At 40.4% G+C, this 25,773-nt stretch carries 24 protein-coding genes; 16 read left to right on the forward strand and 8 right to left on the reverse strand.

What is annotated here, in order from left to right:
• Positions 1-153 precede the first annotated feature (153 nt).
• Positions 154-3,048: an aminomethyl-transferring glycine dehydrogenase gene (gene gcvP, locus DFQ04_RS11055; RefSeq protein ID WP_133555762.1), complete on the forward strand. Its 2,895-nt coding sequence runs from the start codon at positions 154-156 to the stop codon at positions 3,046-3,048.
• A gap of 73 nt (positions 3,049-3,121) precedes the next feature.
• On the opposite strand, the gene lipA is transcribed toward gcvP, so the two are convergent.
• Both lipA and DFQ04_RS11065 read right to left on the reverse strand, forming a co-directional pair.
• Positions 3,122-4,000 carry a lipoyl synthase gene (gene lipA / locus DFQ04_RS11060; RefSeq protein ID WP_133555764.1) on the reverse strand — a complete coding sequence of 293 codons (879 nt, stop codon included), beginning with the start codon at positions 3,998-4,000 and terminating at the stop codon, positions 3,122-3,124.
• A gap of 54 nt (positions 4,001-4,054) precedes the next feature.
• A complete protein-coding gene (locus tag DFQ04_RS11065; protein ID WP_133555766.1) occupies positions 4,055-4,783 on the reverse strand; it encodes a hypothetical protein in 729 nt (242 codons plus the stop codon).
• Between the two features lie 70 nt (positions 4,784-4,853).
• On the opposite strand from DFQ04_RS11065, the gene DFQ04_RS11070 reads away from it, so the two are divergent.
• Both DFQ04_RS11070 and sdaAA read left to right on the forward strand, forming a co-directional pair.
• Positions 4,854-5,258 carry an OsmC family protein gene (locus DFQ04_RS11070; protein WP_133555768.1) on the forward strand — a complete coding sequence of 135 codons (405 nt, stop codon included), beginning with the start codon at positions 4,854-4,856 and terminating at the stop codon, positions 5,256-5,258.
• A 44-nt stretch (positions 5,259-5,302) separates the two neighbouring features.
• Positions 5,303-6,211, forward strand: a complete 909-nt coding sequence (sdaAA, locus tag DFQ04_RS11075) for an L-serine ammonia-lyase, iron-sulfur-dependent, subunit alpha (RefSeq protein ID WP_133555771.1) — start codon at positions 5,303-5,305, stop codon at positions 6,209-6,211.
• Here sdaAA and DFQ04_RS11080 read toward each other — a convergent pair.
• From DFQ04_RS11080 to DFQ04_RS11100, 5 genes are all read right to left on the reverse strand, one after another.
• Positions 6,200-6,658, reverse strand: a complete 459-nt coding sequence (locus DFQ04_RS11080) for a hypothetical protein (RefSeq protein ID WP_133555773.1) — start codon at positions 6,656-6,658, stop codon at positions 6,200-6,202. The two genes, sdaAA and DFQ04_RS11080, sit on opposite strands and share 12 nt — an antisense overlap.
• Positions 6,655-7,596, reverse strand: coding sequence for a calcium/sodium antiporter (locus tag DFQ04_RS11085; protein ID WP_133555775.1), 942 nt, complete (start codon positions 7,594-7,596; stop codon positions 6,655-6,657). The genes DFQ04_RS11080 and DFQ04_RS11085 overlap by 4 nt, the downstream gene beginning before the upstream one ends.
• 3 nt (positions 7,597-7,599) lie before the next feature.
• Entirely contained in the window at positions 7,600-8,238 is a 639-nt protein-coding gene (gene upp / locus DFQ04_RS11090; RefSeq protein WP_133555777.1) for a uracil phosphoribosyltransferase, read from the reverse strand.
• A gap of 50 nt (positions 8,239-8,288) precedes the next feature.
• Positions 8,289-9,578 (reverse strand): OmpA family protein, encoded by a 1,290-nt coding sequence (locus DFQ04_RS11095; RefSeq protein WP_133555779.1) that lies wholly within the window; start codon positions 9,576-9,578, stop codon positions 8,289-8,291.
• Positions 9,579-9,690: 112 nt separating this feature from the next.
• On the reverse strand, positions 9,691-10,968 hold the full coding sequence (locus DFQ04_RS11100) for an OmpA family protein (protein WP_133555781.1): 1,278 nt from the start codon (positions 10,966-10,968) through the stop codon (positions 9,691-9,693).
• 198 nt (positions 10,969-11,166) lie between these two features.
• Here DFQ04_RS11100 and DFQ04_RS11105 point away from each other — a divergent pair, with 198 nt between their 5' ends.
• From DFQ04_RS11105 to DFQ04_RS11155, 11 genes are all read left to right on the forward strand, one after another.
• A complete protein-coding gene (locus DFQ04_RS11105) occupies positions 11,167-12,057 on the forward strand; it encodes a M20/M25/M40 family metallo-hydrolase (RefSeq protein ID WP_243739667.1) in 891 nt (296 codons plus the stop codon).
• 2 nt (positions 12,058-12,059) lie between these two features.
• On the forward strand, positions 12,060-12,599 hold the full coding sequence (gene hpt, locus DFQ04_RS11110) for a hypoxanthine phosphoribosyltransferase (protein ID WP_133555785.1): 540 nt from the start codon (positions 12,060-12,062) through the stop codon (positions 12,597-12,599).
• Positions 12,600-12,615: 16 nt separating this feature from the next.
• Entirely contained in the window at positions 12,616-13,188 is a 573-nt protein-coding gene (locus tag DFQ04_RS11115) for an adenylate kinase (protein WP_133555787.1), read from the forward strand.
• Between the two features lie 76 nt (positions 13,189-13,264).
• The gene (gene obgE / locus DFQ04_RS11120) at positions 13,265-14,257 is read left to right on the forward strand and encodes a GTPase ObgE (protein WP_133555789.1); all 993 of its coding nucleotides are present in this window, start codon (positions 13,265-13,267) and stop codon (positions 14,255-14,257) included.
• A 77-nt stretch (positions 14,258-14,334) separates the two neighbouring features.
• Positions 14,335-14,901: a nucleotide exchange factor GrpE gene (locus DFQ04_RS11125; protein WP_133555944.1), complete on the forward strand. Its 567-nt coding sequence runs from the start codon at positions 14,335-14,337 to the stop codon at positions 14,899-14,901.
• A 7-nt stretch (positions 14,902-14,908) separates the two neighbouring features.
• Entirely contained in the window at positions 14,909-16,012 is a 1,104-nt protein-coding gene (dnaJ, locus tag DFQ04_RS11130; RefSeq protein WP_133555791.1) for a molecular chaperone DnaJ, read from the forward strand.
• Between the two features lie 78 nt (positions 16,013-16,090).
• On the forward strand, positions 16,091-16,975 hold the full coding sequence (locus DFQ04_RS11135; RefSeq protein WP_243739668.1) for a hypothetical protein: 885 nt from the start codon (positions 16,091-16,093) through the stop codon (positions 16,973-16,975).
• 6 nt (positions 16,976-16,981) lie between these two features.
• On the forward strand, positions 16,982-17,875 hold the full coding sequence (locus tag DFQ04_RS11140) for an ABC transporter ATP-binding protein (RefSeq protein ID WP_133555793.1): 894 nt from the start codon (positions 16,982-16,984) through the stop codon (positions 17,873-17,875).
• Positions 17,868-19,178 (forward strand): ABC transporter permease, encoded by a 1,311-nt coding sequence (locus DFQ04_RS11145; RefSeq protein WP_133555795.1) that lies wholly within the window; start codon positions 17,868-17,870, stop codon positions 19,176-19,178. The genes DFQ04_RS11140 and DFQ04_RS11145 overlap by 8 nt, the downstream gene beginning before the upstream one ends.
• A 218-nt stretch (positions 19,179-19,396) precedes the next feature.
• Entirely contained in the window at positions 19,397-20,632 is a 1,236-nt protein-coding gene (locus DFQ04_RS11150; protein WP_133555797.1) for a sensor histidine kinase, read from the forward strand.
• Between the two features lie 171 nt (positions 20,633-20,803).
• Positions 20,804-22,384 (forward strand): peptide chain release factor 3, encoded by a 1,581-nt coding sequence (locus DFQ04_RS11155; RefSeq protein ID WP_133555799.1) that lies wholly within the window; start codon positions 20,804-20,806, stop codon positions 22,382-22,384.
• Between the two features lie 42 nt (positions 22,385-22,426).
• On the opposite strand, the gene ade is transcribed toward DFQ04_RS11155, so the two are convergent.
• Entirely contained in the window at positions 22,427-24,049 is a 1,623-nt protein-coding gene (gene ade, locus DFQ04_RS11160; RefSeq protein ID WP_133555801.1) for an adenine deaminase, read from the reverse strand.
• 132 nt (positions 24,050-24,181) lie between these two features.
• On the opposite strand from ade, the gene cmk reads away from it, so the two are divergent.
• Positions 24,182-24,886 (forward strand): (d)CMP kinase, encoded by a 705-nt coding sequence (gene cmk, locus DFQ04_RS11165; protein WP_133555803.1) that lies wholly within the window; start codon positions 24,182-24,184, stop codon positions 24,884-24,886.
• Positions 24,870-25,766, forward strand: a complete 897-nt coding sequence (locus DFQ04_RS11170; protein ID WP_133555949.1) for a 4-hydroxy-3-methylbut-2-enyl diphosphate reductase — start codon at positions 24,870-24,872, stop codon at positions 25,764-25,766. The genes cmk and DFQ04_RS11170 overlap by 17 nt, the downstream gene beginning before the upstream one ends.
• The last annotated feature ends 7 nt before the right edge of the window (positions 25,767-25,773 follow it).

Genomic DNA, 25,773 nt, shown 5'->3' on the forward strand with positions numbered 1-25,773 from the left:
AATGAGCTCCAAAAAAACCGCTTATCACTTCTGAGAGTTATACCCTAAATATTTCCAAAATGTGGGGGGCTTTTTCCCTCTAGAAATTGTACCTTTGCGCCCATAAAATCAGGAAGTTTCCAAACCCAAATAGAATATTTCTAAGCGTTCTTTATGAAGATCAATCTTTCCAATGCTGTCAAGTTTGAGAGCAGACACAATGGCCCGACTGAGGCGGAAATCGCAGAAATGTTGGAGAAAATCGGTGCCTCTTCCCTTGAGGAATTAATCAACCAGACCGTTCCAGAATCCATCCAAAACACCAGACCTTTGGATCTCCCAAAGGCGAAACTTGAATCAGAGTTTTTGGCTGATTTTAAAAAGTTGGCTTCGAAAAACAAGGTTTTCAAGTCCTTCATTGGTATGGGGTATTACGATACCATCGTTCCAGGCGTGGTTTTGAGAAACGTTTTGGAGAATCCAGGATGGTATACTGCTTACACTCCATACCAGGCTGAAATCGCTCAGGGTAGATTAGAAGCTTTGATCAATTTCCAAACTGTGGTGATGGAATTGACAGGCATGGAACTCGCAAACGCTTCCCTTCTTGACGAAGGAACAGCTGCGGCAGAGGCTATGGCCATGCTACATGCGGTAAAGCCAAGAGAAAAAAAGAACGCTAATAAGTTTTTCGTAGACGAGAAAATTTTCCCTCAAACCAAAAGCCTTTTGATCACCCGGGCCGAGCCAATCGGAATCGAATTGGTGTTTGATTCTCTTTCTGCCTTGGACCTGACTGATCCTGAGCTTTACGGGGTTTTTATCCAATATCCTAATTCAGATGGAGCTGTTTCTGATTATTCAGCTCTAGTTGCTGCGGCGAAGGAGAATAAAGTTCATACAGCTTTTGCCTCAGATCTTCTTGCTTTGACGCTATTAACTTCTCCGGGAGAAATGGGAGCAGATGTTGTTGTAGGTTCTGCACAAAGATTTGGCGTTCCTATGGGTTATGGAGGACCTCATGCAGGATTTTTTGCAACTAAAGAGGAATTCAAAAGACAGATTCCTGGAAGAATTATTGGTGTTTCTGTAGATAGAGCCGGAAACAAAGCTTATCGAATGGCTCTGCAAACCAGAGAGCAGCATATCAAGAGAGAAAAAGCGACTTCAAATATTTGTACTGCTCAGGTTCTTTTGGCAGTAATGTCAAGTTTCTACGCAGTTTATCACGGTCCTCAAGGCCTTAAGAATATTGCTTTAAGAACTCATGGCTTGGCAAAACTTACCGCTCAGGCTTTGAAAAAAGTAGGTCTCAATGTGGTAGATCAAACTTTCTTCGACACCATTCAAATCAAAATGAATGAAGTATCAAGAGAACGAGTAAAAGGATTGGCTCTGGCCGCTGAGATGAACTTTAGATATGAGTCAGACTCGATTTATATCTCTTTCGATGAGACAAAAACCTTGGAAGAAGTCAAGACTATTGTAAATCTTTTCGCTACTGAAGAGGGCAAGCATATGTCTGCAGATCTTGACAGCCTAGTTCAAAATTTGGAATTAGAACTACCAGAAGGATTAAAGAGAAAGTCCGACTACTTGACTCATCCAGTTTTCAATAGCTACCATTCAGAGCATGAAATGCTTCGCTACATCAAGCGATTGGAAAGCAAAGACCTTTCCTTGGTGCACTCCATGATCTCTTTGGGGTCTTGTACCATGAAGCTGAATGCCACTGCAGAAATGATTCCTGTGACTTGGCCAGAATTTGGACAATTACACCCATTTGCTCCTATGGATCAGACTTTGGGATACCAAGAGCTTTTCACCAATCTGAGAACATGGTTAACTGAAATCACCGGTTTTGCAGATACATCCCTTCAGCCAAATTCAGGAGCTCAAGGAGAATATGCAGGTTTGATGGTGATCCGTGCTTATCACATGAGTAGAGGAGAAGCACATAGAAATGTGGCTTTGATTCCAACTTCTGCTCACGGAACTAACCCAGCTTCTGCTGTTATGGCTGGAATGAAAGTGGTTTTGGTGAAGTGTGATGAAAAGGGAAATATCGACATTGAAGATCTAAAGTTGCGAGCTGAAGAGCATGCTAATGATCTTTCTTGTTTGATGGTAACCTATCCATCTACTCACGGAGTATTTGAAGAAGGTATCAAAGAAATCTGTGCGATTATCCATCAGTATGGAGGTCAAGTATATATGGATGGCGCAAATATGAATGCTCAGGTGGGATTAACCTCTCCTGGTCTAATTGGCGCGGACGTTTGTCACCTGAATTTGCACAAGACTTTCTGTATCCCTCACGGTGGTGGAGGTCCTGGAATGGGCCCAATCTGTGTAGCTAGTCATTTGGCTCCTTTTCTTCCTGGTAATCCAATTGTGAAAACAGGAGGAGAGCAAGCAGTTTCTTCTATTTCTTCTGCTCCTTACGGATCAGCGAGTATTTTGCCTATCTCCTATGCATACATCGCTATGATGGGCGGAGATGGTCTTACCAACGCAACCAAAATGGCTATTCTTAATGCCAATTACATCAAGGAAAGACTGACTGGTTATTATCCAATTCTTTACACAGGTTCAAAAGGTCGTGCAGCTCACGAGATGATTGTGGATTGTAGAGCCTTCAAAGAGGTGGGTGTAGAAGTAGAGGATATTGCAAAGCGATTGATGGATTATGGATTCCATGCTCCTACAGTTTCTTTCCCAGTTGCTGGTACGCTGATGATTGAGCCAACCGAGTCTGAGACAAAATCTGAATTGGATAAATTCTGTGATGCTTTGATTTCAATCCGAGAAGAAATTCAGGAAATTGAAGAAGGAAAGTCTGACAAGGAAAATAACGTATTGAAAAATGCTCCACATACCGCCGCTCTGGTTTTGACTGGAGAATGGAATATGCCTTATTCTAGAGAAAAAGCGGTATTCCCATTGAGCTATGTGAAAGAGAATAAGTTTTGGCCAAGTGTCAGAAGAATTGATTCTGCTTATGGAGACAGAAATCTAGTTTGTAGCTGTATTCCAGTAGAGGAATATGCCAAAGAAGAATTGGCGTAAGAATTTGATCCTTAACAAAAGAGGCTCCTGAAAAGGAGCCTCTTTTGTTTTATATCTTTTTTAAAATTGAATTTTAAACATGAACATGGCGTTCGGCATGGTAAGATGACCTTACCAAAGGACCTGATTCCACATATTTCAATCCTCTTCTCAACCCTTCTTCTTTGTAGTGTGCAAAAAGATCAGGATGGATAAATTCAGCGACTTCGATGTGCATTTTGGTAGGCTGAAGGTATTGTCCCAAAGTCAGGATATCGCAACCATTAGCTGCCAAGTCATCCATTGCTTTGTAAACTTCTTCTTTGGTTTCTCCAAGACCAAGCATGATTCCTGTCTTGGTTCTCTTGCCGTATTCCTTTGTCAAACGGATCTGCTCTAATGAGCGGTCATATTTGGCTTGAGGTCTGACCATTCTATAAAGTCTTCCCACTGTTTCCATGTTATGTGAAACCACTTCCTGTCCTCCCTCAATCATTCTATAAAGTGCATCCCAATTTGCTTTCACATCTGGAATCAGAGTTTCAATGGTTGTTTCAGGAGAAAGTTCCTTGGTCTGAACTACAGTTTGATACCAAATTTCGGCTCCTCTATCCTTAAGTTCATCCCGGTTGACAGAAGTGATCACGGCATGCTTTACACCCATTAACTTGATCGCTTCAGCTACTCGTCTTGGCTCGTCTGCATCGTACTCATTAGGGCGTCCAGTAGCTACTGCGCAAAAAGAACAAGATCTGGTACATACATTTCCCAAGATCATAAAAGTCGCTGTACCTGCACCCCAGCATTCTCCCATATTGGGGCAATTGCCACTTTCGCAGATGGTATGCAGCTTATGCTGATCTACTAATTTTCTTACTTTGGCATATTCCTTTCCTACAGGAAGCTTTACTCTAAGCCAATCAGGCTTTTTTCTTTTAGTAGCCTCCTCGGAAATTACAGGTAATTCAATCATCACGGTAAGATTTGGTACAAAGGTATTCAGGTCATCTTAAAAACCCAATTAACTCTACTTTCTAAATCCGTAGAAAAAGGTAAAGTAGACAGACTGAAACAATTGCTTGTTTTCAGTGGTAGGCATTAGCGGGATTTCTTTGTTATAACCCTCGAGCATATAGCCAAGTTCCAACCCGGTGGCACTGCTGCGAAAAACACCGAATTCAAACATCATGGCAGCTTTGACATGAGCTCCTATGGCCAGCTCCGATTGTCCCAATCCTTGAAAAAGACGTCCTGTTCCGAGGATGTTAAATCGGCTTTGATGGATTTCAGGATCGTATTGCTCGGTTACTGTTTCAAGTCTATTGACGGCATACTCAATATAATAGGGGGCAATCAAACCAAGTGATGGTCCAAAAGCAGCTAAAGCAGAAACCTGAACTCCTTGGTTTGGAGCTTTTTTGAAAAGGACAACTTCTCTACCATATTGAGGTCTGATGGCGTAGAGGTAATTGGATTTTCCGAAAATGTAGCTATTTCCTAAAACCGTATTATATCGGGCTTCCTTTGGATTTTTTACGTTCGAAAGCTCTATTCCCCAAAATGCAAACTGTTCGTCAGTAATTCTGGTACCTGCTTTGAATACGATTCCACCTATAAGTCCTCCATTAGTGTTTTTATTCAGGCCAAAGAGATATTCCTTGTCGTATTCATAGTTTCCTACATCATCTCGCTGAGCAAAAGATGGAGAAACTATAAAAAGTAAGAAAAGCGGTAGAAGTAATTTCAGCTTGCCCATTCGAATTGGTCGAAAATATTGCCCTATTTTTGGTTCAAAGTATTTAACTGAATTTTAAAAGTAAGAGTTTATGCCCACTATAAAAAGTTCGTATTTAGGGAATTTAAGAACCCAATCAGAGCACATTCAATCAGGTACCCAGTTATTGACAGATGCTCCTGTGGATAATAACGGTAAAGGGGAAATGTTTTCGCCTACCGATTTGGTCGCATCAGCTTTAGGTAGCTGTATGGTTACTATTATGGGAATTGTAGCTGCCCGTGATGGGGTAGATTTGGGTGGGCTGACTTGGGAAGTAACTAAGGTCATGCAATCCGGTCCAAGAAAGATTCAAGAAATTATCATTGATTTCCATTGGGCAAATCCAGTTTCCGATCCTGTGATGATTCAAAAGCTAAAAAATGCCGCTAGAACTTGTCCTGTGGCCCTAAGTCTTGATCCTGCTATTACGCAAACTATCAATTTCAATTTTTGAAAAGAGTATCTTTGCAGAACTAAAGAGTCTAAACCCAAATACCCATGTGCTTCCTATTCGAGAGCTTTAAAGGCTGGAAAAAATACTGTGAGGAGAAGAATCAGTCCTTGCCCGAGACAGTGATTCAGTACGAAATCGAGCAAAAGAATTCTTCACGAGAATTGATTTATTCAGGCTTGCTTCAGGCATATGGGGTGATGAAAGATGCTGTCATCACAGGATTGAAGGAGGACATGACTTCCCGTTCTGGAATGATCAACAACGGGGCAAAAAAAGTTTTCAATCATCCGCTTTCGGTTCTTTCTCCCGAATTTCAAAAACTTATTTCTCGGGCATTGTCCGCAAAGGAAGTCAATTCCTGCATGGGAAGGGTGGTTGCAGCTCCGACAGCTGGAGCTTCTGGAATTTTGCCGGGAACTATGGTTACGCTTCAGGAAATTCATCAGTTGTCTGATGAAAAGATTGTTGAGGGACTTTTGGTTGGAGCTGGCATTGCCTTGATTATTGAAGAAAAGGCAAGTTTAGCCGGTGCTGTTGGTGGATGCCAAGCCGAGACGGGCTCGGCTGCGGCCATGGCTGCTGGAGCTATCGTATATTGCCTAGGAGGTACAATTGATCAGGTTTTTAATGCCGTAGCTATCACGATTCAATGTATGCTCGGCTTAGTTTGTGATCCGGTTGCTGGCTTGGTAGAAGTTCCTTGTGTGGTCAGAAATGCCAGTGCCGCAGCGATTGCATTCAGTTCAGCGCAAATTGCATTGGCCAATGTAAGTGCAGTCATCCCGGTCGATGAATGCGTGGAAGCTATGGGTGAAATTGGAGCATCCATGGAAAGCCGATATAAGGAAACTGCCATGGGTGGATTAGCTGCTACTTTGACCGGACAGGAGATTTCTAAAAAAGTTTTGATTCAGGATATTGAAATTTTGCCTGACGAAACACTACCCGATTAATTTTTCAAAGAAGGGGATGGAAAGAATTTTGTCGATGGTCAGGCTAAAGACAAAAGCCCAAAATAGGCCGCTCCAAAGCATGTGAAAGTAAATCCTTCTCTTTTTTGTCCCAAAAGAGACTAAAACTAATGTGCCTCCAATTGGGGTAAGTACTAAAGGAGTCAAAAAAGCAATTCCAATTTCTCCGTATTTATGCCAGATTTTGACAATGTTCCTTGAGCGTTTGGTAAATACTGGTCGGTTTTTCAACCATTTTCTTTCAACCAATTTTTTTATTTCTGTTCCAATCAAAGTGAAAAGTAAGACGCTGGTCATCATTCCTGAAACGGTTACTAAAACCATTTTCCAAACAGGAAAACCAGCGGCATAACCAAAAACAGGTCCTGCAATAAATTTGAAAAGGCTGAGAAAATAGATTCCAAAAAAGGTAATCAGCGACTCACTCATAAGAGAAAGAATAGATAGGCCGCATATCCCGCCAAAAGAATGGATCCCTCAAAAAAGGAGATTTTCATTTTTGTTCGCATCAGAGGGAATAGGATCAGTGAAAATCCAATCATCCAGAGGTAGTCCGATTGCAAAAATTCATCCGAAACGCTGATTGGTTTCACGATTGCCGTCAGCCCAATTATGGATAAGATATTCATGATATTGCTACCAAGAATATTTCCTAAAGCCAAGTCAGTTCTTTTAGATAATGCTGCCAAAATGGAAGTTATCAATTCGGGTAAGCTCGTTCCTATCGCGATGATAGTAATTCCAATTACCCGTTCGGAGACCCCAAATTCTCTGGAAATTAAGACGGCATTTTCTACCAGGAGTTCGGAACCAAAATAAAGGCCTACAATCCCTCCAAAAAATAAGGCAATTGAGACGAGCCAAGAGTAATCCTTAACCTCTTCCAAGTCTTCCAAAACTACTTCTTTTTCTTCCTTGATCCCCTGACCTAGATTTCTGAATAGATAGGCATTAAAAACAATGAATCCTCCAAATAATAAAATTCCTTTCCACAATCCGATTTCATTATTCAAGCTAAGTAGATAAAATGCGATGGTGACAATCACCATCAGGGAATAATCAAATCGTAAATGTTCCCTTCTAATTAAGATTGGGTAAAAAAGCCCAGAAATACCCAATACCAGAGCAATATTGGCGATGTTTGACCCAACAACATTTCCTATAGAAATGTCGCTATTTCCCTTCAAGGCAGCATTTAAGCTCACCAGTAATTCAGGGGCCGACGTTCCGAAAGCGACAACAGTTAATCCAATTAATCCTGAGCTCATTCCCAATTTCAAGGCAATAGATGAGGCTCCATCAACCAAAAACTTACCACCGAGAAGAAGGATTGCTAATCCAACAAATAGAAATAAATAAGGGGTCATTACTCAAAGTTTTTGTCCGAAAGCCAAATCCCCAGCATCTCCTAATCCGGGAACTATATAGGAATCGGCATTTAGTTTTTCATCAATTGCTCCTATCCATAGTTGATAGGGGATTTTCAAATGCTCTTGAATGTATTGAATCCCTTCAGGGGCAGCAATTACACAGGCAATGTGGATGATTTTTGGTGTTCCATGTTGTAAAAGGGTTGTGATAGATTCCATGAAAGATTTGCCAGTGGCAAGCATGGGGTCTGCCAAGATTACGATTTTACCTTCCAGTGATGGAGATGCGTGATATCCTAAATTGATTTTAATGGTTTCTCCCTCTTCACGAAATGCACCTATAAATCCACTTTCAGCATTGTCGAAAAAATTTAAAAATCCTTGGTAGAAAGGAAGTGAAGCTCTTAAGATTACAAAAATTACAGGCTTTTCTTTAGGTAATAATACTTTGGTAGTTTCCAAAGGAGTCTTTACATCTTTAGGAGAAAATTCGAAGGATTTCGAAACTTCATAGGCCATAATTTCGCCTAACCTTTCTAAGTTTTTTCTAAACCTAAGTGAATCCTTTTGAATTTGAACATCTCTTAATTCAGCTAGGAATTTATTAGCAACGCTTGGATTTTCGGTTAATACAAACATGGAGCTAAGATATAAAAAATGCCCGGTGTGTTAGCCGGGCATTTTTTAAGTTATTTGATTTCAAAGCTGACTCTTCTAGCCATTTGACGGGCATCTGCAGATTTTTTATCTACGCTTGTGTCTTCTCCATATCCTTTATAACTAAGTCGGGAAGAATCAATTCCAGAGGCAATCAAAATATCGTAAACTGATTTTGCTCGTTTTTCAGAGAGTTTGATGTTATAATTTTCCTCTCCAAGCTCGTCTGCGTAGCCTTTAATTTCAAGGTCTATTCCTGGATTTTTCTTTAAGAAATTAGCCACATAAGAAATTGAATTCATTGAATAGCTTTGAGGACTTGCGCTGTCGAATGCAAAGTAGGCATTTACATAGCCATCTTGGATTGCCTTTTTTAAGTAATCTGCTTGTTCAGTGATTTCTTCAATTGGACATCCGCCATTTGCGCTTGGACCAGGAAGGAAAGGACATTTGTCAAGATGGTCTGCTAAACCATCATTATCAGAGTCTAATGTGGTGCCATTAAAAGAGACGTGGGCTCCAGCCGGAGTATTAGGTTCTTTATCCAGATAGTCAGAAACACCATCCCCATCTGAATCCTTCAGAAGGTCTTTGATGCTATTGATTTCGCTTGCTAATTCTTCTTTAGTAGCATATTTATCAGCTGCTATATACCAATCAGCGTGTTCTTCTTGCTTTCCTAGATAGAAATGTAACCCAAGAGTTCCTGTCCACCATCCTCCAGGGGCATGTACAAATGGATTTGCTGGTGGGTTGGGCTGTATTGGAGCATTAAAGCTATTCCCATCAAAAGTATAAGTTTGTCTTCCGTTGTGAATATAGGTGATGTCCCCTGCAAGAGCCACCCTTGAACTGATCTTGTATTGACCAGTAATTCCTGTTATAATATTATATACGTAGTCTGACTCTTGATTAAAAACGGTTTGTTCGAAACTCATTCTTCCAAAACCTGCACCAAAGTGTCCAAGAAGTCCTATACGACGATTTAGGTTTTCAAAATTCATTACTCTACCCAAATTCCAAACCATCTGAAGATCCGCTCTTAAATAGTTTGTTGTGAATTCTGGGCTTTTCCCTTTTGTTTCTCGAAAGCTACCTAGTCCAGCATCTCCTTTTATTCCAAAATATTCATTGAACATATAACGACCAGCGATATCAAAATGTCCAATATTGAGAGTTGGGGAATAGTAGTTCCCAGTTAAAGGACCCATGGATTTATTAAATCCTCCATTTAATTCAATTGACCATTGATTAAATTCTTTTTGAGCAAATAGACCAACCGTTACCCCTTGAAGGAGTATTAAAAGAATTAACTGTTTCATTTATAAAGATGATTAAGGATGACAGGTCAAAGTTAGCAATTCTTTGAAATGTTAACCTATAAACGAAAAAAGCCCGATCATATGATCGGGCTTTGATCAGAATAATATCTGATTATTTAATTTCGAAGCTAGCTCTTCTTGCCATTTGGCGAGCATCAGCAGATGATTTGTCTACGCTAGTATCTTCTCCATATCCTTTGTAAGAAAGTCTGGAAGCATCAATTCCTGAGGCAACCAAAAGATCATATACAGCTTGAGCTCTTCTCTCAGACAATTTGATGTTATAGTCTTCTGGACCTAGTTCATCAGCATATCCTTTTACTTCAACTTTAACTCCAGGATTTCTCTTAAGGAAATTAGATACGTATTGAGCAGCACTTACAGAATACCCTAGTGGCTTATCGCTATCGAATGCATAATAAACGTTCACATATCCGTCATTGATAGCTTTTTTCAAGAAGTCAACCTCTTCTCTAACCTCTTCAACTGGGCATCCATTTGTAGATGCAGGACCAGGAAGGAATGGACACTTATCAAGATGGTCTGGGGTGCCGTCACCATCAGAATCAAGAGTAGTACCAGCAGCATTAACTCTTGCTCCAGCAGGTGTATTTGGTTCTTTATCCAAATAATCTGGAACTCCATCACCGTCAGAATCCTTCAACATATCTTTGATACCGTTGATTTGAGTAGCCAACTCTTCTTTAGTAGCATACTTGTCAGCAGCAATGTACCAATCAGCATGTTGTTCTGCTTTACCTAGGTAAATATTCAATCCTAAGGTTCCAGACCACCAAGTGCCGTTAGCACCATAGAAACCGTTGTTAATATCAGGATAGATAAAGGTGGCTCCATCCCAAGTAACAGTTTGACGACCATTCAACACAGTTGAAATGTCACCTACTAAAGCAACTTTTTCGCTGATTTTGAATTGAGGCGTAATACCAAAGATTAAGGTATATACATTGTCAGTAAAATCATTGAATCTGTTTTCTTCTGGATTTACCACTCCAATACCAGCACCACCATGAAGCAATAATCCAAATCTTCTAGTGAATGATTCGAAGTTCATGATTCTGCCGATGTTAGCAACACCCTGAAGGTTTAATCGATTGTACTTAGTTCTGAATTCAGGACTTTCGTCTTTAACTTCTTTTACAGTTCCAAATCCATAATCAAGTTTTAAACCGAACTTCTCGTTAAACATGTAACGAGCGCCGAACTCAACATGACCCAAGTTGAGTGTTGGAGAAAGATAACCTCCGGTCAATGGTGCCATTGGCTTGTTAAAACCTCCGCCAAATTCAATGGACCACTTGTTGAAGTCTTGGGCGTTGGCAGCTACTGCCAAAGCTCCAGCCATAATAGTAGATAGTATTAGTTTTTTCATGAGAAAAAATTTTTGTTCCAGTTTATTTTATTTAGTGATTGATGGATGAGAAAGCAAATTTATAAACTTTTAACTTACTGCAAATTTAGATGAATAATTTTATTACCAATTGAGAATCCCAAATAAATAAGTGTTTTTTTGAATATAAGTTTAATTTAATACACATAATTAATGCCAAATTGGAATTTTTTGTTTGATATGCTTAAAATTCAGAGCGTATCTGGAGATGAAGAATCTGTTAGTAAATTCATATTAGAATCCATCAATCAACGGAAGAAGAACTGGATTGTTACACCAGAAATTTATTCTGGAGAAAAATTTCACGATTGTATTCTTTTAAAATTTGGTAATCCTACAACAGCAGTTTTTGCTCATATGGATACCATTGGATTTATGGTAAGGTATGACAATCAGCTAATTCCAATTGGAGGCCCAGAGATAATTCCAGATGTTAAGTTAACTGGAAGAGATAAATTTGGAGAAATACGCTGTTCATTACTTGGGGATGAGGAAGGAATATTTCATGATTTCCCAAGAGGAATTGAAAGAGGAACAAGACTTTCTTTCGAACAAAATATTCGAATGGATTCAGAATTTATCCAAGCGGCCTATCTGGACAATCGACTCGGGATATTTACTGCCTTAGAACTTTGTGAAACTTTAGAAAATTGTTGGGTGGTTTTTTCCACGTATGAAGAGCATGGTGGTGGAAGCATGCCTTTTCTTTTAAAATTTATCCAAGAAACCGGTCCAGTTAAAAATGCACTGATTTCAGATATTACCTGGATCACAGACGGGGTTCACCATCATGAAGGTGTGGTGATCTCAATTCGTGATAAGTTTATCCCAAGGAAAAAATTTCTCGACCGGATTATTAATCTTGCTCAAAAATCGGGAATTCCCTTTCAATTAGAGGTAGAAGCCCATGGAGGAAGTGATGGGAGAGAGGTCCAATTTTCTCCTTATGCAATTGACTGGTGCTTTATTGGTGCGCCTGAAGATAATGTGCACACTCCTGATGAAAAGGTCTCTTTAAAAGATTTGGACTCAATGATCCAGATGTATCAATATTTAATGAAAGAGCTTTAAACATGCAAAAAATAAAAATCCACGATAAAGTATTTGAACCATACTTGACGGCTGATCGGATAAGAGCAAGAATAGCAGAATTAGGAAAGGAAATTTCCAATGACTTTGTAGGTGAAAAAGTCATTTTGCTTGGAGTCTTAAATGGTTCTTTTATCGTGATGGCGGACCTTGCCAGAGAAATTGATCTTCATGTAACCTGTGAATTTTTAAGAATTTCCTCTTATTCGGGAATAGAGACTACAGGAAAAGTCAAATCGATTTTGGGATTAAACATAGATTTGAAGGATTGCTCAGTAATTATTGTGGAGGACATTGTAGATACTGGAATTAGCATGAAATATTTGGTTGAGGAGCTGGAAAAGCAAAAACCAAAGAAAATCGCCATCGCCACTTTGCTCTTTAAAAAGGAAGCTTTCCGCTTTAATTATCCTCTAGATTATGTGGGTTTTGAAATTCCGAATAAATTTGTCGTCGGTTACGGCCTTGATTATGATGGATTGGGAAGAAATCTCAAGGATATCTATCAGCTAAGTATTACTTAAATTCCAGAATTCGAAAATGCTGAATATTGTTCTTTTTGGCCCTCCAGGAGCAGGGAAAGGCACGCAGAGTGAAAAATTAATCTCCAAATACGGTTTGACGCATTTGTCAACTGGAGATTTGTTTAGAAAACATCTTGGAGAAGGTACTGACCTTGGAAATCTTGCCAAGAAGTATATGAATGAAGGCCACTTAGTACCTGATGAAGTGGTTATCGGGATGGTTGAGGATAAAATCAATTCTACAATCAGTAGCAAAGGTTTTATTTTCGATGGATTTCCGAGAACAACAGCCCAAGCTGAAGCTTTGGATACCATGCTGGAAAAAAACGGAATGAAAATCTCCGGTATGATAGCCTTGGATGTTCCTGAGTTGGTTTTGAAAGAAAGAATCAAGGAAAGAGGAAAAACTTCAGGTCGGGTAGATGACCAAGATGAAGAAAAAATAAATACAAGAATTAAAGTTTACCTAGCAGAAACATTCCCTGTGGCGGAATATTATGAAAAGCAGGGTAAACTTCAGAAAATTAACGGAGTAGGTGAGATCGAAGAGATTTTTTCCTTGATCTCCAATGTAGTGGATAGCTACTGATTCCCAGCGATTCCTTAATTTTGCAATTCCAAGACTTGGCTAGGCTCTCGGGCTTAGCCTTTTTCTTTCTACGCTTATGGCAGATTCCAATTTCATTGATTACGTAAAGTTTTGTTCCAGATCAGGTGCAGGTGGTGCCGGTTCGGTTCATTTTCGACGAGAAAAGCACGTCCCAAAGGGTGGGCCTGACGGTGGAGACGGAGGAAGAGGAGGTCACATTATTCTGAGAGGGACAACCCAAGTTTGGACTTTACTTCATTTGAAATATAAAAAACATGTAATTGCAGAGGCAGGAAAAGGAGGCGAAGGAGGACGAAGAACAGGTGCCGATGGAAAAGATGTAATCCTTGAAGTTCCTTTGGGAACAGTAGCCAAAGATGCAGAGACTGGAGAAAAGCGATTTGAAATCACCGAAGATGGGCAAGAAGTAATTCTTACCCGAGGTGGTCGCGGAGGATTAGGAAACGATCATTTTAAAACTGCCACTAACCAGGCTCCTCATTATGCTCAACCAGGGGAAGACGGAATTGAAGAGTGGATTATTTTGGAGCTTAAGCTACTGGCAGATGTTGGTTTGGTTGGATTCCCAAATGCAGGGAAATCCACTTTATTATCCTCTATTTCTGCTGCTAGACCTGAAATCGGAGACTACCCATTTACTACTTTAGTTCCCAATCTCGGAGTAGTGAGCTATCGGGATGACAGGTCTTTTGTCATGGCTGATATTCCCGGAATTATTGAAGGGGCTGCCGAAGGTAGAGGGCTTGGAATTCGATTTTTGAGGCATATTGAGAGGAATTCGATTCTGCTTTTTTTGATTCCTGCCGATGCTCCTGACATCAAAAAACAATACAAAATTCTTCTCGGGGAATTGGAGAAATACAATCCTGAGCTTCTGGATAAAAAAAGAATTCTGGCGATCTCAAAGGCAGACATGCTTGATGAGGAACTCATGAAAGAAATGGAGCTGGAAATACCAAAAGGAATTCCTTATGTCTTCATTTCCTCAGTGAGTCAGTATAATCTTGATAAATTAAAAGATTTGATCTGGCAGGCACTTCATGCCTAAAAGTGTCACTTTGGCAGGATTCATTCTCTGGCAAAGTCATTGTAGCCACCCAAAGACCGACTATTGCTCAACTATTTATGGAAAATAAAGAACAAGTAGAACAGGAAATCAATCAAAAAGCTGAAGGACAAATGGTTGAAGAAAATGCACAAAAAGAAGCAAACTCTGAAACCAATGAGTCTCAGGCAGAAAATCAAGATTCAAAATTGGAAGCTGAAGTGGCAGATTTAAAAGATAAGTACCTAAGGTTGTACTCCGATTTTGAAAATTTTAGAAAAAGAACTGCCAAGGAAAGAATTGACCTGATCAAGACAGCTTCTGAAGAGGTTTTGAAGGATCTTATTCCTGTTGTAGATGACTTTGAAAGAGCTTTCAAGGCCGCAGAAAATGAAACTGAAGTTGCCAAAATCAAAGAAGGCAGCCAATTGATATTTCACAAGCTGGTAAGAATTTTAGAGTCCAAAGGCCTGAAAGCCATGGATGATTTGGTAGGAAAGCCTTTCGATGCGGATACCCAAGAGGCAATCACCCAGATTCCTGCCCCAAGTGAAGAAATGAAAGGTGCAGTAATCGATGTAGTCGAAAAGGGCTACACCTTGGGTGACAAAGTGGTGAGATATGCTAAGGTGGTAACCGGAGCTTAATAAAATTATGGCAAAAAGAGACTATTACGAGGTATTAGGGGTATCCAAATCCGCTAGCGCAGATGAGATCAAAAAGGCTTATCGAAAATTAGCGATTCAGTACCACCCAGATAAAAATCCTGACAATCCTGAAGCTGAAGAAAAATTCAAGGAGGCCGCAGAGGCTTATGAAGTTCTTAGCAATCCGGATAAAAAAGCCCGCTATGACCAATTTGGCCATCAGGGATTGGGTGGAAATGGCGGATATGGCGGAGCTGGGATGAATATGGAAGATATTTTCTCCCAGTTCGGTGATATTTTCGGAGGTGGAGGATTTGGGTCTTTCTTTGGAGGAGGCGGTGGCCGACGAACAAAAAAGGGTACAAATCTTAGAGTAAAACTCAAGTTAAATCTCCAGGAAATTGCCAATGGAGTTGAGAAGAAAATCAAAGTGAAGCGTCATGTGGTAGCTCCTGGGGTTAGCTTTAAGTCTTGTTCTACTTGCCAAGGAACCGGACAGATCAAAAAGGTGGTAAATACCATGCTGGGCCAAATGGTCTCGGCTTCTACTTGTGCCGTTTGTGGTGGATCTGGTCAGATAGTGGATAAAAAGCCAGCTGAGGCAGATTCCCGAGGACTTATCATCAAAGAAGAAGTAATTACAATCAATATCCCAGGTGGAGTTGCAGACGGTATGCAGCTAAGCATGTCTGGAAAAGGAAATGAAATTCCCGGGGGTATTCCCGGTGATTTGCTGATTGTGATAGAGGAAGCAGAAGAAAATGTCTTCCAAAGAGAGGGAAATAATGTGATCTATGATCTGTATGTTTCTTTCATTCAGGCAGCCCTTGGTGATTCTGTAGAAGTTCCAACTATAGATGGAAAAGTAAAAATCAAAATAGATCCAGGAACTCAAAGCGGAAAAATGCTTCGCTTAAAGGGTAAGGGGATTAAGGATATCAATGGATATAGCAGGGGAGACCAATTGATCATGGTCAATGTATGGACTCCAACCCAGCTTTCCAGAGAAGAAAGAATTGCTTTGGAAGGAATGAAGGATTCAGAAAACTTCAAACCTAACCCAGGACGTCAGGAAAAGACTTTCTTCGATAAAATGAAAGAATTTTTCTAAAAATGTTGAAGCCAGATGCAAATCTGGCTTTTTTTATATTTTTAAAACCTTTTCCAAAGTGCCTCGTACCCTATCCCTATGCTGAAAAAACTGTGTCTGCTTTTCACTTGGATCCTTCTGGGGCTTAATTCTAGTCAGGCGCAATTTGTAAAAGAATACAAAGTCACAGAAAAGAAGGGCTTCGAGATGGTCAATCTTGATTTCTCTTCCTACAAAAGCTATGTCAATTTAAAAAGGAATGTGGTCCAGGATCCCATTTATATCCATGGCCATCTAGCGCAATCCAATATTCTTCCCGAGTTCAGCCAATCTGTATCTAAAGGAGTTTTATCTGCTTCTTTGGTGCATAAAAACATTGAATCCGATAATCTCGGGAAAAGTATAACCTCCAAGCTTTTTTTCTCAGGAGATGGATACGACCACACTTGGGATGTAGGTCTCAGCTCGAATTATTTGTATGCGCTGAATTTTTCTTTGGGAATGGGAAAGTCGGAAATGGACCTAAGCCAAATCCCGGTTTCCAAATTAATCGTCCGAAGTGCCAGTTCTGATGTCAGTATTTTTTACAGTCAAAATTCTCCGAATTCTGTAGCTATGGACACCCTTTTAGTTACCTTAAGCATGGGTACTTTGGAAATAGACAGAGCCAATTTTACCAATGCCAAGCAGATGATTTTTGAGGTGGATTATGGGAAAATTGATCTAAATTTCTCTGATGGATTGCCGCAAGCTTGTCAGGTAATTTCTGCTGTAAGTGTGGGTAGTGTCCATTTGGTCTTGCCTCCTGAAGACGTCCCTGTCCGAATCAAGATGAGAACTACTCCCATGTGCCGGACTTCAATGCCAAAATATTTGAAGTCAACAGAAAAGGGAGTTTATGTGAGTAAGGGCTACCGATCTTCTAACCCCAAATTGCTGGATTTGATAATAGATGTAGGGGTAGGCTCGGTCACCGTTGAATAAGCTTTTATGCTGGAAATAGAGAATTTAAATAAATCATACGAAAATCACCGGGCGCTAACCGATGTCAGTCTTTTTGTTCCAACAGGAATTATTTTTGGCCTGTTAGGTCCTAATGGTGCAGGGAAAACAACCCTAATCCGAATCATTAACCAGATTATCGAGCAAGATAGCGGAACTGTAAAAATCGCTGGAAAAGTCCTTTCAGCAGATGATATTCGAAAGATTGGATACTTGCCAGAGGAGAGGGGACTTTATAAAAAGATGAAAGTATGGGACCAGCTCATTTATTTCGCCAGATTAAAAGGTCTTGATCAAAATGAAGCCAAATCCAAGGTAAAAGCCTGGTTGGATAAACTGGATATTTATTCTTGGCGAGACAAAAAGATCGAAGATCTATCCAAAGGAATGGCTCAAAAAGTACAGTTCATTTCCACAGTAATCCATCAGCCTTCAATTTTAATTTTAGATGAGCCATTTTCCGGTTTTGATCCAGTCAATGCGGAAATCATAAAAAATGAAATTCTGGAATTAAAATCCAATGGTACCACGGTGATTCTGAGTACGCACAGGATGGAGTCAGTCGAATTGCTTTGCGACCAGGTGGCAATGATCAACCGATCTCGAAAAATTCTTGATGGTACTATTCGAGAGATTAAATCCCAATTCAGACCAGAGGTTTTTGAGATTACTTTGACCTCTATCAATAATCCATTGCCTCAGGAATGGACCCCAAAGCAAGAAGGCGACTTCTATGAAATTTCTTTGCCTTTGGCGGGGAAATCACCTAATCAATTGCTTTCAGAAATGATGGAGTATGGGGAAGTGGTCTCTTTCAGAGAAAGAATCCCTACTATGGAGGAAATTTTTATTCAGCAAGTAAAAGCAACCGCAAATGCATAAGATCTTATTAGTAATTCAGCGGGAGTATTTGGCTCGGGTTAAAAAGAAGTCGTTTTTGATTGCCACCCTTTTGACACCGCTGATTTTCCCAGCCATTATGGGGATTTTTGTGTGGATTGCAGTTCAAGAAAAGGAAAATCAATCCCTTCGGATCATTGAGGTAATTGATGAGACCAATCTTTTTTTCATGGAGAGCTCCGAACAATATGCTTTTACTTCTTCGATAAAAGATGCTGAGGAAGCAAAAAAGATGGTTCAGGAAGGGGAACGTTATGGCTTCCTTTACATCCCAAAAATGGACTTGACCAATCCCAAAGGCATCCAATTTTACTCCATAGATAATCCCAACATGAATCTGATGGGGTACTTAGAGGGAGCTTTGAAGCGGAAAATAGAGGATCAGCGACTTTACGAAAAGGGAATTGACCCTCAGGTTTTAAAGGATATTCGTACTTCTATCGATATCCAATCGGTGACTTTGGGAGATGAAGGAGAGGAGAAAGTTAATGACGCCACGGTGAACTATGCATTGGGTTTTGTTTCTGGGATTCTCATTTACCTTTTCATTTTCATCTATGGCAACCAGATCATGCAGGGAGTAATCGAGGAAAAATCAAGTCGAATCGTAGAGATCTTGGTTTCTTCTTTGCGTCCTTTCCAACTGATGATGGGAAAAATTGTGGGAATCGGTGCTGTAGGCTTGACTCAGTTTTTGATTTGGGTATTTCTCATAGGCTCTCTCTCTTCCATTGTGATCGGTGTTTTGGGAATGCAAATGCCACAGCAACAAGCCATGGAAATGGCCAATCCTGAATTTGCACAAGCTGCCCCAGATGCGGGAGAATTGTCCAGGATCTTAATGGTCATTGATGGGATTGACTTTTTTGCATTAGTCACTAGCTTCATTTTCTATTTTCTTGGTGGGTATTTGCTTTATGGTTCTTTATTCGCAGCCATTGGATCGGCGGTTGATGCTCCTTCTGATGCACAGCAGTTTATGTTTCCTATTACCATTCCCTTGATTGTTTCGTACATGGGGCTTTTTGTATTTGTGTTGCAAGACCCCAATAGCACCACTTCTTTTTGGCTTTCTGTCATTCCATTGACTTCTCCGATCGCCATGATGGGCAGGATAAGTTATGGAGTTCCTTTTTGGGAATTGGCTTTATCTATGGGACTTCTGATTGCTGGATTTTTGTTTACCACTTGGTTAGCAGGTAAAATTTACCGGATCGGGATTCTTATGCATGGAACTAAGCCGACTTACAAAATCCTTTGGAAATGGGTTAAGGCCAGTCAATAGGCTACTCGGGAGATTAGATTAAGCCCAATATTTTCAACTTACTTGTGGCAAAAAGGAGAAATTCCTTGGGCTCATGGGTATTTCTCAGAAATCTGGTTAATTTTTCAATCAGCAATACCTGGATATGGACTCTAATTGTGAAAAAGTAATTCTCCTAACTTGGAAATACTTTCTTCAGCTCTTGGGAGTTTATAATTCTAATACGCTTATAGTCCCCAATGAAAAACCGATTTCAGGATCTTACTTCGATTGATTTTTACCAAAACAAAAAACAGGTCAAATGGCTGGTTTTTTTGGTCTCCATTTTAATTGGTTCGGGATCGATTTGGTACACCAATCTATTGGTTGAGGAATTGAAAGAGCGGGAGCAGAGGCAAATTGAATTGCTTTCCAGTGCTTTGGAATATGCTGCCACTACCTCCGAAAATCTGACCTTTATCAATCAGGAAATCATTCAGCAGAATTATTCCATTCCCATCATCATGGTGGATTCGGAAGGAACTCCTATCGAATTCAGGAATATCAAATTCAAAAAAAATGCTAACCAGCCTGATTCTACCAAGACTTTGGAAAAAGAGCTTTTGGAGATGGAAGAGGAATATGAGCCTATTTATCTCCGGGAAGCAGATATCCGGGTTTTTTATCGAAACTCGGAGTTGTTGACCAATCTGAGGTACTATCCCTACATCCAGCTCGCAGTTATTATTCTTTTTGGAGTTTTGGCCTACGCGCTTTTCAACCAAAGTAAAATTGCCGAGCAAAATCGGGTTTGGGCGGGTTTGACCAAAGAAACTGCGCATCAACTAGGGACCCCGATCGCTTCTTTGATGGCCTGGATTGATTATTTGAGAAATTCTCCGGTGTGGGAGGAAAACAAAGAGATCATTACAGAAATGGATAAGGATGTGGTCAAGCTGAGGATGGTTACTGAGCGATTTAGCAGCATTGGAAGCAAGCCCGTCATCCAGGCCGAAAATCTTTACGAAGTGATCGAGGAGACCATCAATTACCTGCGCCCAAGAATTTCTACTAAAGTGGAGATGTCTATCAATGCCGATTCCAAAGATTTGGACGCCATGATGAATAAACCCTTGTTTGAGTGGGTGGTGGAAAATATCTGCAAGAATGCAGTGGATGCAATGAAAGGCATTGGAAAAATCACTATCGAAATCATTCAGGACAGTGATAAATATGTAATCGTTGATATCAGCGATACAGGAAAAGGGATTGAAAAAAGAAACTTCAAAAAGGTATTTAACCCGGGATTTTCAACTCGTCAAAGAGGCTGGGGCTTAGGACTTACTTTAGCCAAACGGATTGTAGAAGGGTATCATGGAGGGAAGATTTTTGTGAAAAGTTCCGAAGTAGGAAAAGGGACTACATTCCGAATTATGCTTTTGGGAAATCTGGAAGACGCTTCTCAGTTTATTACTGAGGGGATTTTGGAATATTAATAGATTTACGAGTTCAGATAGACGATTTACGACATAAATCCGGACTTCAACTTTTTGCCCTCAAGTTTGGACCTTTAAAAATTGGGGTGAGGTTCTTCAAAATGTCGTAAGTCTTAATTCGAACATCGTAAATCCATTTTCCTTACCTTTGCCCCCTGAATTTTACTACCCATGAGTTTGACCGAAGAGATCAAAAAGAGAAGGACCTTTGCCATCATTGCCCACCCAGATGCTGGAAAGACGACTTTGACTGAAAAATTACTCCTTTTTGGAGGGGCAATCCAAACAGCCGGAGCTGTCAAATCCAACAAAATCGATACGGCCACCAAATCCGACTGGATGGAAATCGAAAAGCAAAGAGGTATCTCTGTTGCTACCTCTGTAATGGGTTTTGAATACAAGGACACCAAAATCAACCTTTTGGATACCCCTGGTCACCAGGATTTTGCGGAAGATACCTATAGGACTCTAACCGCTGTCGATTCAGTAATTATGGTAATTGACTGCGTGAAGGGGGTTGAGATCCAGACAGAAAAGTTGATGGAAGTCTGCCGGATGAGAAATACACCAGTAATCTGCTTTATCAATAAACTTGACCGTGAGGGTAGAGATCCTTATGATTTGTTGGACGAGGTGGAAGAAAAGTTAAATATCAAAGTTCGTCCGCTTTCCTGGCCCATCGGGATGGGAAAGGGCTTTAAAGGGGTTTACAACCTTTACGACCAGAAGCTAAATCTTTTCACACCATCCCAGAGAAAACTGAGCGATGATCGTCAGGTTTTTGAAAATTTAGAAGACCCTGAATTGGAGAAATTAATTGGGACAACAAATGCCAACCAACTTCGGGAAGATGTAGAATTGATAGAAGGAGTATATCCGGATTTTGATATCAAAGACTATTTGGAAGGGAAGGTAGCTCCAGTGTTTTTTGGGTCAGCGGTGAATAATTTTGGGGTAAATGAGATGCTGGACACGTTTATTAAGATCGCACCAGCTCCAAAAAGCAGAGAAACTGATACCCGTGAGGTAAAACCTGATGAGTCTAAATTTTCTGGTTTCGTCTTTAAGATCCATGCTAACATGGATCCTAATCACCGGAACCGGATTGCCTTTTTACGAATCTGCTCAGGTAAATTTGAGCGGAACAAGCCTTACAACCATGTCCGTGGACCGAAGCCACTTCGCTTTTCCAATGTGACTCAGTTTATGGCTCAAGACAAAGAAATCATAGATGAGGCTTTCCCAGGAGATATTGTCGGCCTTTACGATACAGGAAATTTGAAAATCGGTGATACCTTGACTGAAGGAGAAAACATGATTTTCACTGGTATTCCAAGTTTTTCACCTGAGATTTTCCGAGAGGTAATCAATAAGGACGCCATGAAAACCAAACAGCTTGAAAAAGGACTCAAGCAGTTGATGGAAGAAGGGGTCGCTCAGTTGTTCACTTTCGATATGGGATCTAGGAAGGTTGTGGGTACAGTGGGGCAACTTCAATTTGAGGTAATTCAATTCCGCCTAAAAAATGAATACAATGCGACGGTGGAGTTTCATCCGATGAACTTGTATAAAGCTTGCTGGATTAGCAGCAAGGATAAAAAGCAATTAGATGAGTTTGTCCGCTCAAAAAGCAGGTATATCGCCAGAGACAAGGATGACAAACTGGTCTTTATGGCAGAGTCAAAATCCTGGCTGCAAATGGTCCAGGATAATTACCCAGAGATTGAATTTTATTTTACATCTGAGTTTTAAGCAAAAACCCTCCAGTTAATAAAATTTGGAGGGTTTTTCTTTTTAGATAAATACATCACAAAACTCAAACTTTTGCCCATTAAACAAGCCCTTGTCACTTAGCTTTAAATCAGGAATTACCAATAGGGCCATAAAACTCAGAGTCATAAATGGAGAGTTCAACTTGGATCCCATTTCCTTGGCCATTCGGTCAATTCGGGTATAGGCTTCGGCAACTTTATATCCATCCTCATCAGACATGATTCCTCCTACTGGAAGAGGTAGGATTTGTTCTTTATCTCCCGAGACCGCCGACACCCCGCCTTTTGCTTCAATAATCAAATTAACAGCTCTGCAGATAGACTCATCGTCTACGCCCACGGCAATGATATTGTGTGAGTCGTGACCTACTGAGGAGGCAATCGCTCCAGTTTTCAGCCCGAAGTTTTTGATAAAGGCCACTGCAGGAGGTGCTTCCTGGTACCGGTTGACTACAGTGATTTTCAGGATGTCCTTTTCAGGATTGGATTCTGCAAATCCATTTTTGATTAAAATATCACCTTCAATTCCCGGAGTAATCAATTGACCGTCTAGCGCTTCAATCACCCTTACCTTGGTTCCTTTTGCTTTGACTTGAAAGTCTTCGGGTTTTTTGAGTGAGGTGTGGAAATTATTGATGACCTCATTTTTGATTCGAGTAATCAGTGTCTTTCCGGTTTCAGCTACTTTTTGTCCTTTAATATAAGTGGCGATGACTTCAAACTTTTTCAAGTCCTTGACTAAAATAAAATCAGCCGAATCATCCTTTTGAAGTTTCCCGACAGGCAAAGAATAATGGGAAATTGGATTTAGACAGGCAGCCCGCAATACATCGAATAAATCTTTGCCTTTGGTTATAGCCCTCGCCACCAATTCATTGATATGCCCAATGGCCAAATTGTCTGGATGCTTATCATCTGAACAAAACATAATCATCTCCGGATAATCATCGATCAGGTCGATTAAAGCTTCAAAGTTTTTAGCGGCAGAACCTTCCCGAATGGAAATCTTCATCCCTAGTTTGATTTTGCCAAATGCCTCCTCATAAGTAAAACACTCATGATCCGTACTTGGCCCAGCACTGACATATTTTTCAGCTAGTTCTCCCTTTAGACCAGGAGCATGTCCGTCTATGGGTTTGCCATACTTTTGGGAAATCCTGATTTTTTCCATGACCAAAGGATCCCGATTTACGGTACCTGGCCAATTCATCATTTCGGCGAGGTAATGGATTTCAGGACGGCTCATAAGATTCTCAATGTTATCTGCATCAAGCTCTGCTCCTGCTGTTTCAAAAGGCGTGGCAGGTACACAGGATGGGGCTCCGAAGAAAAAATGGAAGGGAACCTGCTTTCCATTTGCAATCATGTATTCCACACCTTCCATCCCGCAAACATTCGCGATTTCGTGAGGGTCGGAAATAGTTGCCACGGTTCCATGGACTACGGCCAATCTTGCAAATTCGGAGGGAACAAGCATGGAAGATTCTACATGTACATGGGCATCAATGAAACCAGGCAAGAGAAAAGGTAGGTTTGGATTTTCCTTAATTCTTTGGATTTCTTTGATTTTACCTTCTAGGACTTCAATCTCTGCGGTATAAATTTCTCTAGCAGGGATGTCTACTAGATTTCCTTGGATTTTCATGGTTTTTAATTCAAAAATCAATGGTTTTCAGCCTTGAATAAGAGCAAAGCCTTTTCCATTTCGGGGATAGGTTTGGATTAAAACTACTATATTTGCCCAAAATTAATAGCTAAACCAAGACAGGTTTTTTTAATGGGCAAAATCGTCATCGCCATAGATGGATATTCAGGTTGCGGGAAAAGTTCGACAGCGAAAGCAGTTGCCAAGGCTTTGGGATTTACCTACATCGATTCTGGGGCAATGTATCGGGCGGCTACCCTTCATTTTTTGAATCATTACCTTTCTCCTTCCGTTCCTCATGATGTGGAAAAGGGCCTTAAAACCTTAGAAATCTCTTTCCAAATAAATCCTGATTCTCAAAAACAAGAGACTTACCTCAATGGCTTGAACGTTGAAGATGAAATCCGGACTATGAGAGTTTCTGAGAAGGTAAGCGAGATCGCTACTGTAAAGGAAATTCGGAAAGAATTGGTGTCTCAGCAGCAGCGTTTAGGTAAGAAAAAAGGAGTAGTCATGGATGGAAGAGACATTGGTTCAGTAGTTTTTCCAGATGCTGAATTGAAGGTTTTTATGACTGCTGACCTAGAAACTCGAGCTGCCAGGAGACAACAAGAGTTATTGGAAAAAGGGGATATGATAGACATGGAAGAGATCAAAACCAACCTTTCTGAAAGAGATAGAATTGATTCTTCCCGAGCTGAAAGCCCTTTGACCAAAATGCCTGATGCAGTAGAAATTGATACCAGCAACCTGACCTTTGAAGAGCAAGTGCAGCAGATTGTGGATCTGGCTAAAGAAATCATTGAAAAAGAAAAAGATTATGCAGGTAACCATTGATAAAAATTCAGGATACTGCTTTGGAGTTGAATTTGCCATCAAGATGGCAGAGGACGAGATGGAAAACAGTGATCAATTGTATTGCCTAGGTGACATCGTGCATAACGATATGGAAGTGAAACGCCTAAGGGATAAAGGTCTTGTGGTGATTGATCGGGAAAAACTCCAGGAGTTAAGTAACTGTAAGGTTTTGATCAGAGCTCATGGAGAGCCACCTGAGACCTATAAAATGGCTATCGAAAATAATATCGAGCTGATTGATGCTTCCTGCCCTGTGGTTTTAAAGTTGCAGCATAGAGTAAAAACTGCCTTTGACAAGATGGAGAGAGAAAATGGCCAAATTGTCATTTATGGTAAAAAAGGTCATGCGGAAGTAATTGGTCTGACTGGACAAACCTTAGAAAAAGCAATCGTGGTAATGGAAGAGGCTGATTTGGAAAAGATAGATTACCGACGCCCGGTGACTTTATTTAGCCAAACTACCAAAAGTACCAAGGGCTTTTATGAGCTTTCTGAAAAAATAGAGTCAAAAATTAAAGCCGCAAAGGGAGAAATCGAGGAAATTGATTTCAATGCAAATGATTCTATTTGCCGTCAGGTCTCTAACAGAGAGCCTCAGCTAATGCGCTTTGCCCAAGAAAATGATGTAATTCTGTTTGTGTCTGGCAAAAAAAGCTCAAATGGGAAAGCTCTTTATCAGGTTTGTCTTTCAGAAAATCCTAGAAGTTATTTCATAGAAAACGAAACAGAAGTAAATCCTGACTGGTTTACTCCTAGTGATAAAGTGGGAATTTGCGGAGCTACATCTACCCCTATGTGGTTAATGGAGCAGGTAAAGTCCCATGTGGAGGCTTTAGAAGAAAATATATTGGAAGCTTAAGTTTATT

The sequence above is a fragment of the Algoriphagus boseongensis genome (assembly GCF_004362805.1).
GTDB classification, from domain to species: domain Bacteria; phylum Bacteroidota; class Bacteroidia; order Cytophagales; family Cyclobacteriaceae; genus Algoriphagus; species Algoriphagus boseongensis.

Excerpts from the sequence above, each read along its gene's own strand:
- upp (WP_133555777.1), bottom strand. The coding sequence starts at position 8,238 with ATGTTTGTATTAACCGAAAATCCAAGCGTTGCTAATAAATTCCTAGCT.
- hpt (WP_133555785.1), top strand. The coding sequence starts at position 12,060 with ATGCAAAAAATAAAAATCCACGATAAAGTATTTGAACCATACTTGACG.
- gcvP (WP_133555762.1), top strand. The coding sequence starts at position 154 with ATGAAGATCAATCTTTCCAATGCTGTCAAGTTTGAGAGCAGACACAAT.
- DFQ04_RS11095 (WP_133555779.1), bottom strand. The coding sequence starts at position 9,578 with ATGAAACAGTTAATTCTTTTAATACTCCTTCAAGGGGTAACGGTTGGT.
- DFQ04_RS11170 (WP_133555949.1), top strand. The coding sequence starts at position 24,870 with ATGCAGGTAACCATTGATAAAAATTCAGGATACTGCTTTGGAGTTGAA.
- DFQ04_RS11070 (WP_133555768.1), top strand. The coding sequence starts at position 4,854 with ATGCCCACTATAAAAAGTTCGTATTTAGGGAATTTAAGAACCCAATCA.
- DFQ04_RS11125 (WP_133555944.1), top strand. The coding sequence starts at position 14,335 with ATGGAAAATAAAGAACAAGTAGAACAGGAAATCAATCAAAAAGCTGAA.
- DFQ04_RS11100 (WP_133555781.1), bottom strand. The coding sequence starts at position 10,968 with ATGAAAAAACTAATACTATCTACTATTATGGCTGGAGCTTTGGCAGTA.
- DFQ04_RS11085 (WP_133555775.1), bottom strand. The coding sequence starts at position 7,596 with ATGACCCCTTATTTATTTCTATTTGTTGGATTAGCAATCCTTCTTCTC.
- DFQ04_RS11135 (WP_243739668.1), top strand. The coding sequence starts at position 16,091 with ATGCTGAAAAAACTGTGTCTGCTTTTCACTTGGATCCTTCTGGGGCTT.
- DFQ04_RS11105 (WP_243739667.1), top strand. The coding sequence starts at position 11,167 with ATGCTTAAAATTCAGAGCGTATCTGGAGATGAAGAATCTGTTAGTAAA.
- sdaAA (WP_133555771.1), top strand. The coding sequence starts at position 5,303 with ATGTGCTTCCTATTCGAGAGCTTTAAAGGCTGGAAAAAATACTGTGAG.
- ade (WP_133555801.1), bottom strand. The coding sequence starts at position 24,049 with ATGAAAATCCAAGGAAATCTAGTAGACATCCCTGCTAGAGAAATTTAT.
- obgE (WP_133555789.1), top strand. The coding sequence starts at position 13,265 with ATGGCAGATTCCAATTTCATTGATTACGTAAAGTTTTGTTCCAGATCA.
- DFQ04_RS11140 (WP_133555793.1), top strand. The coding sequence starts at position 16,982 with ATGCTGGAAATAGAGAATTTAAATAAATCATACGAAAATCACCGGGCG.
- DFQ04_RS11145 (WP_133555795.1), top strand. The coding sequence starts at position 17,868 with ATGCATAAGATCTTATTAGTAATTCAGCGGGAGTATTTGGCTCGGGTT.
- cmk (WP_133555803.1), top strand. The coding sequence starts at position 24,182 with ATGGGCAAAATCGTCATCGCCATAGATGGATATTCAGGTTGCGGGAAA.
- dnaJ (WP_133555791.1), top strand. The coding sequence starts at position 14,909 with ATGGCAAAAAGAGACTATTACGAGGTATTAGGGGTATCCAAATCCGCT.
- DFQ04_RS11080 (WP_133555773.1), bottom strand. The coding sequence starts at position 6,658 with ATGAGTGAGTCGCTGATTACCTTTTTTGGAATCTATTTTCTCAGCCTT.
- DFQ04_RS11150 (WP_133555797.1), top strand. The coding sequence starts at position 19,397 with ATGAAAAACCGATTTCAGGATCTTACTTCGATTGATTTTTACCAAAAC.
- lipA (WP_133555764.1), bottom strand. The coding sequence starts at position 4,000 with ATGATTGAATTACCTGTAATTTCCGAGGAGGCTACTAAAAGAAAAAAG.
- DFQ04_RS11065 (WP_133555766.1), bottom strand. The coding sequence starts at position 4,783 with ATGGGCAAGCTGAAATTACTTCTACCGCTTTTCTTACTTTTTATAGTT.
- DFQ04_RS11155 (WP_133555799.1), top strand. The coding sequence starts at position 20,804 with ATGAGTTTGACCGAAGAGATCAAAAAGAGAAGGACCTTTGCCATCATT.
- DFQ04_RS11115 (WP_133555787.1), top strand. The coding sequence starts at position 12,616 with ATGCTGAATATTGTTCTTTTTGGCCCTCCAGGAGCAGGGAAAGGCACG.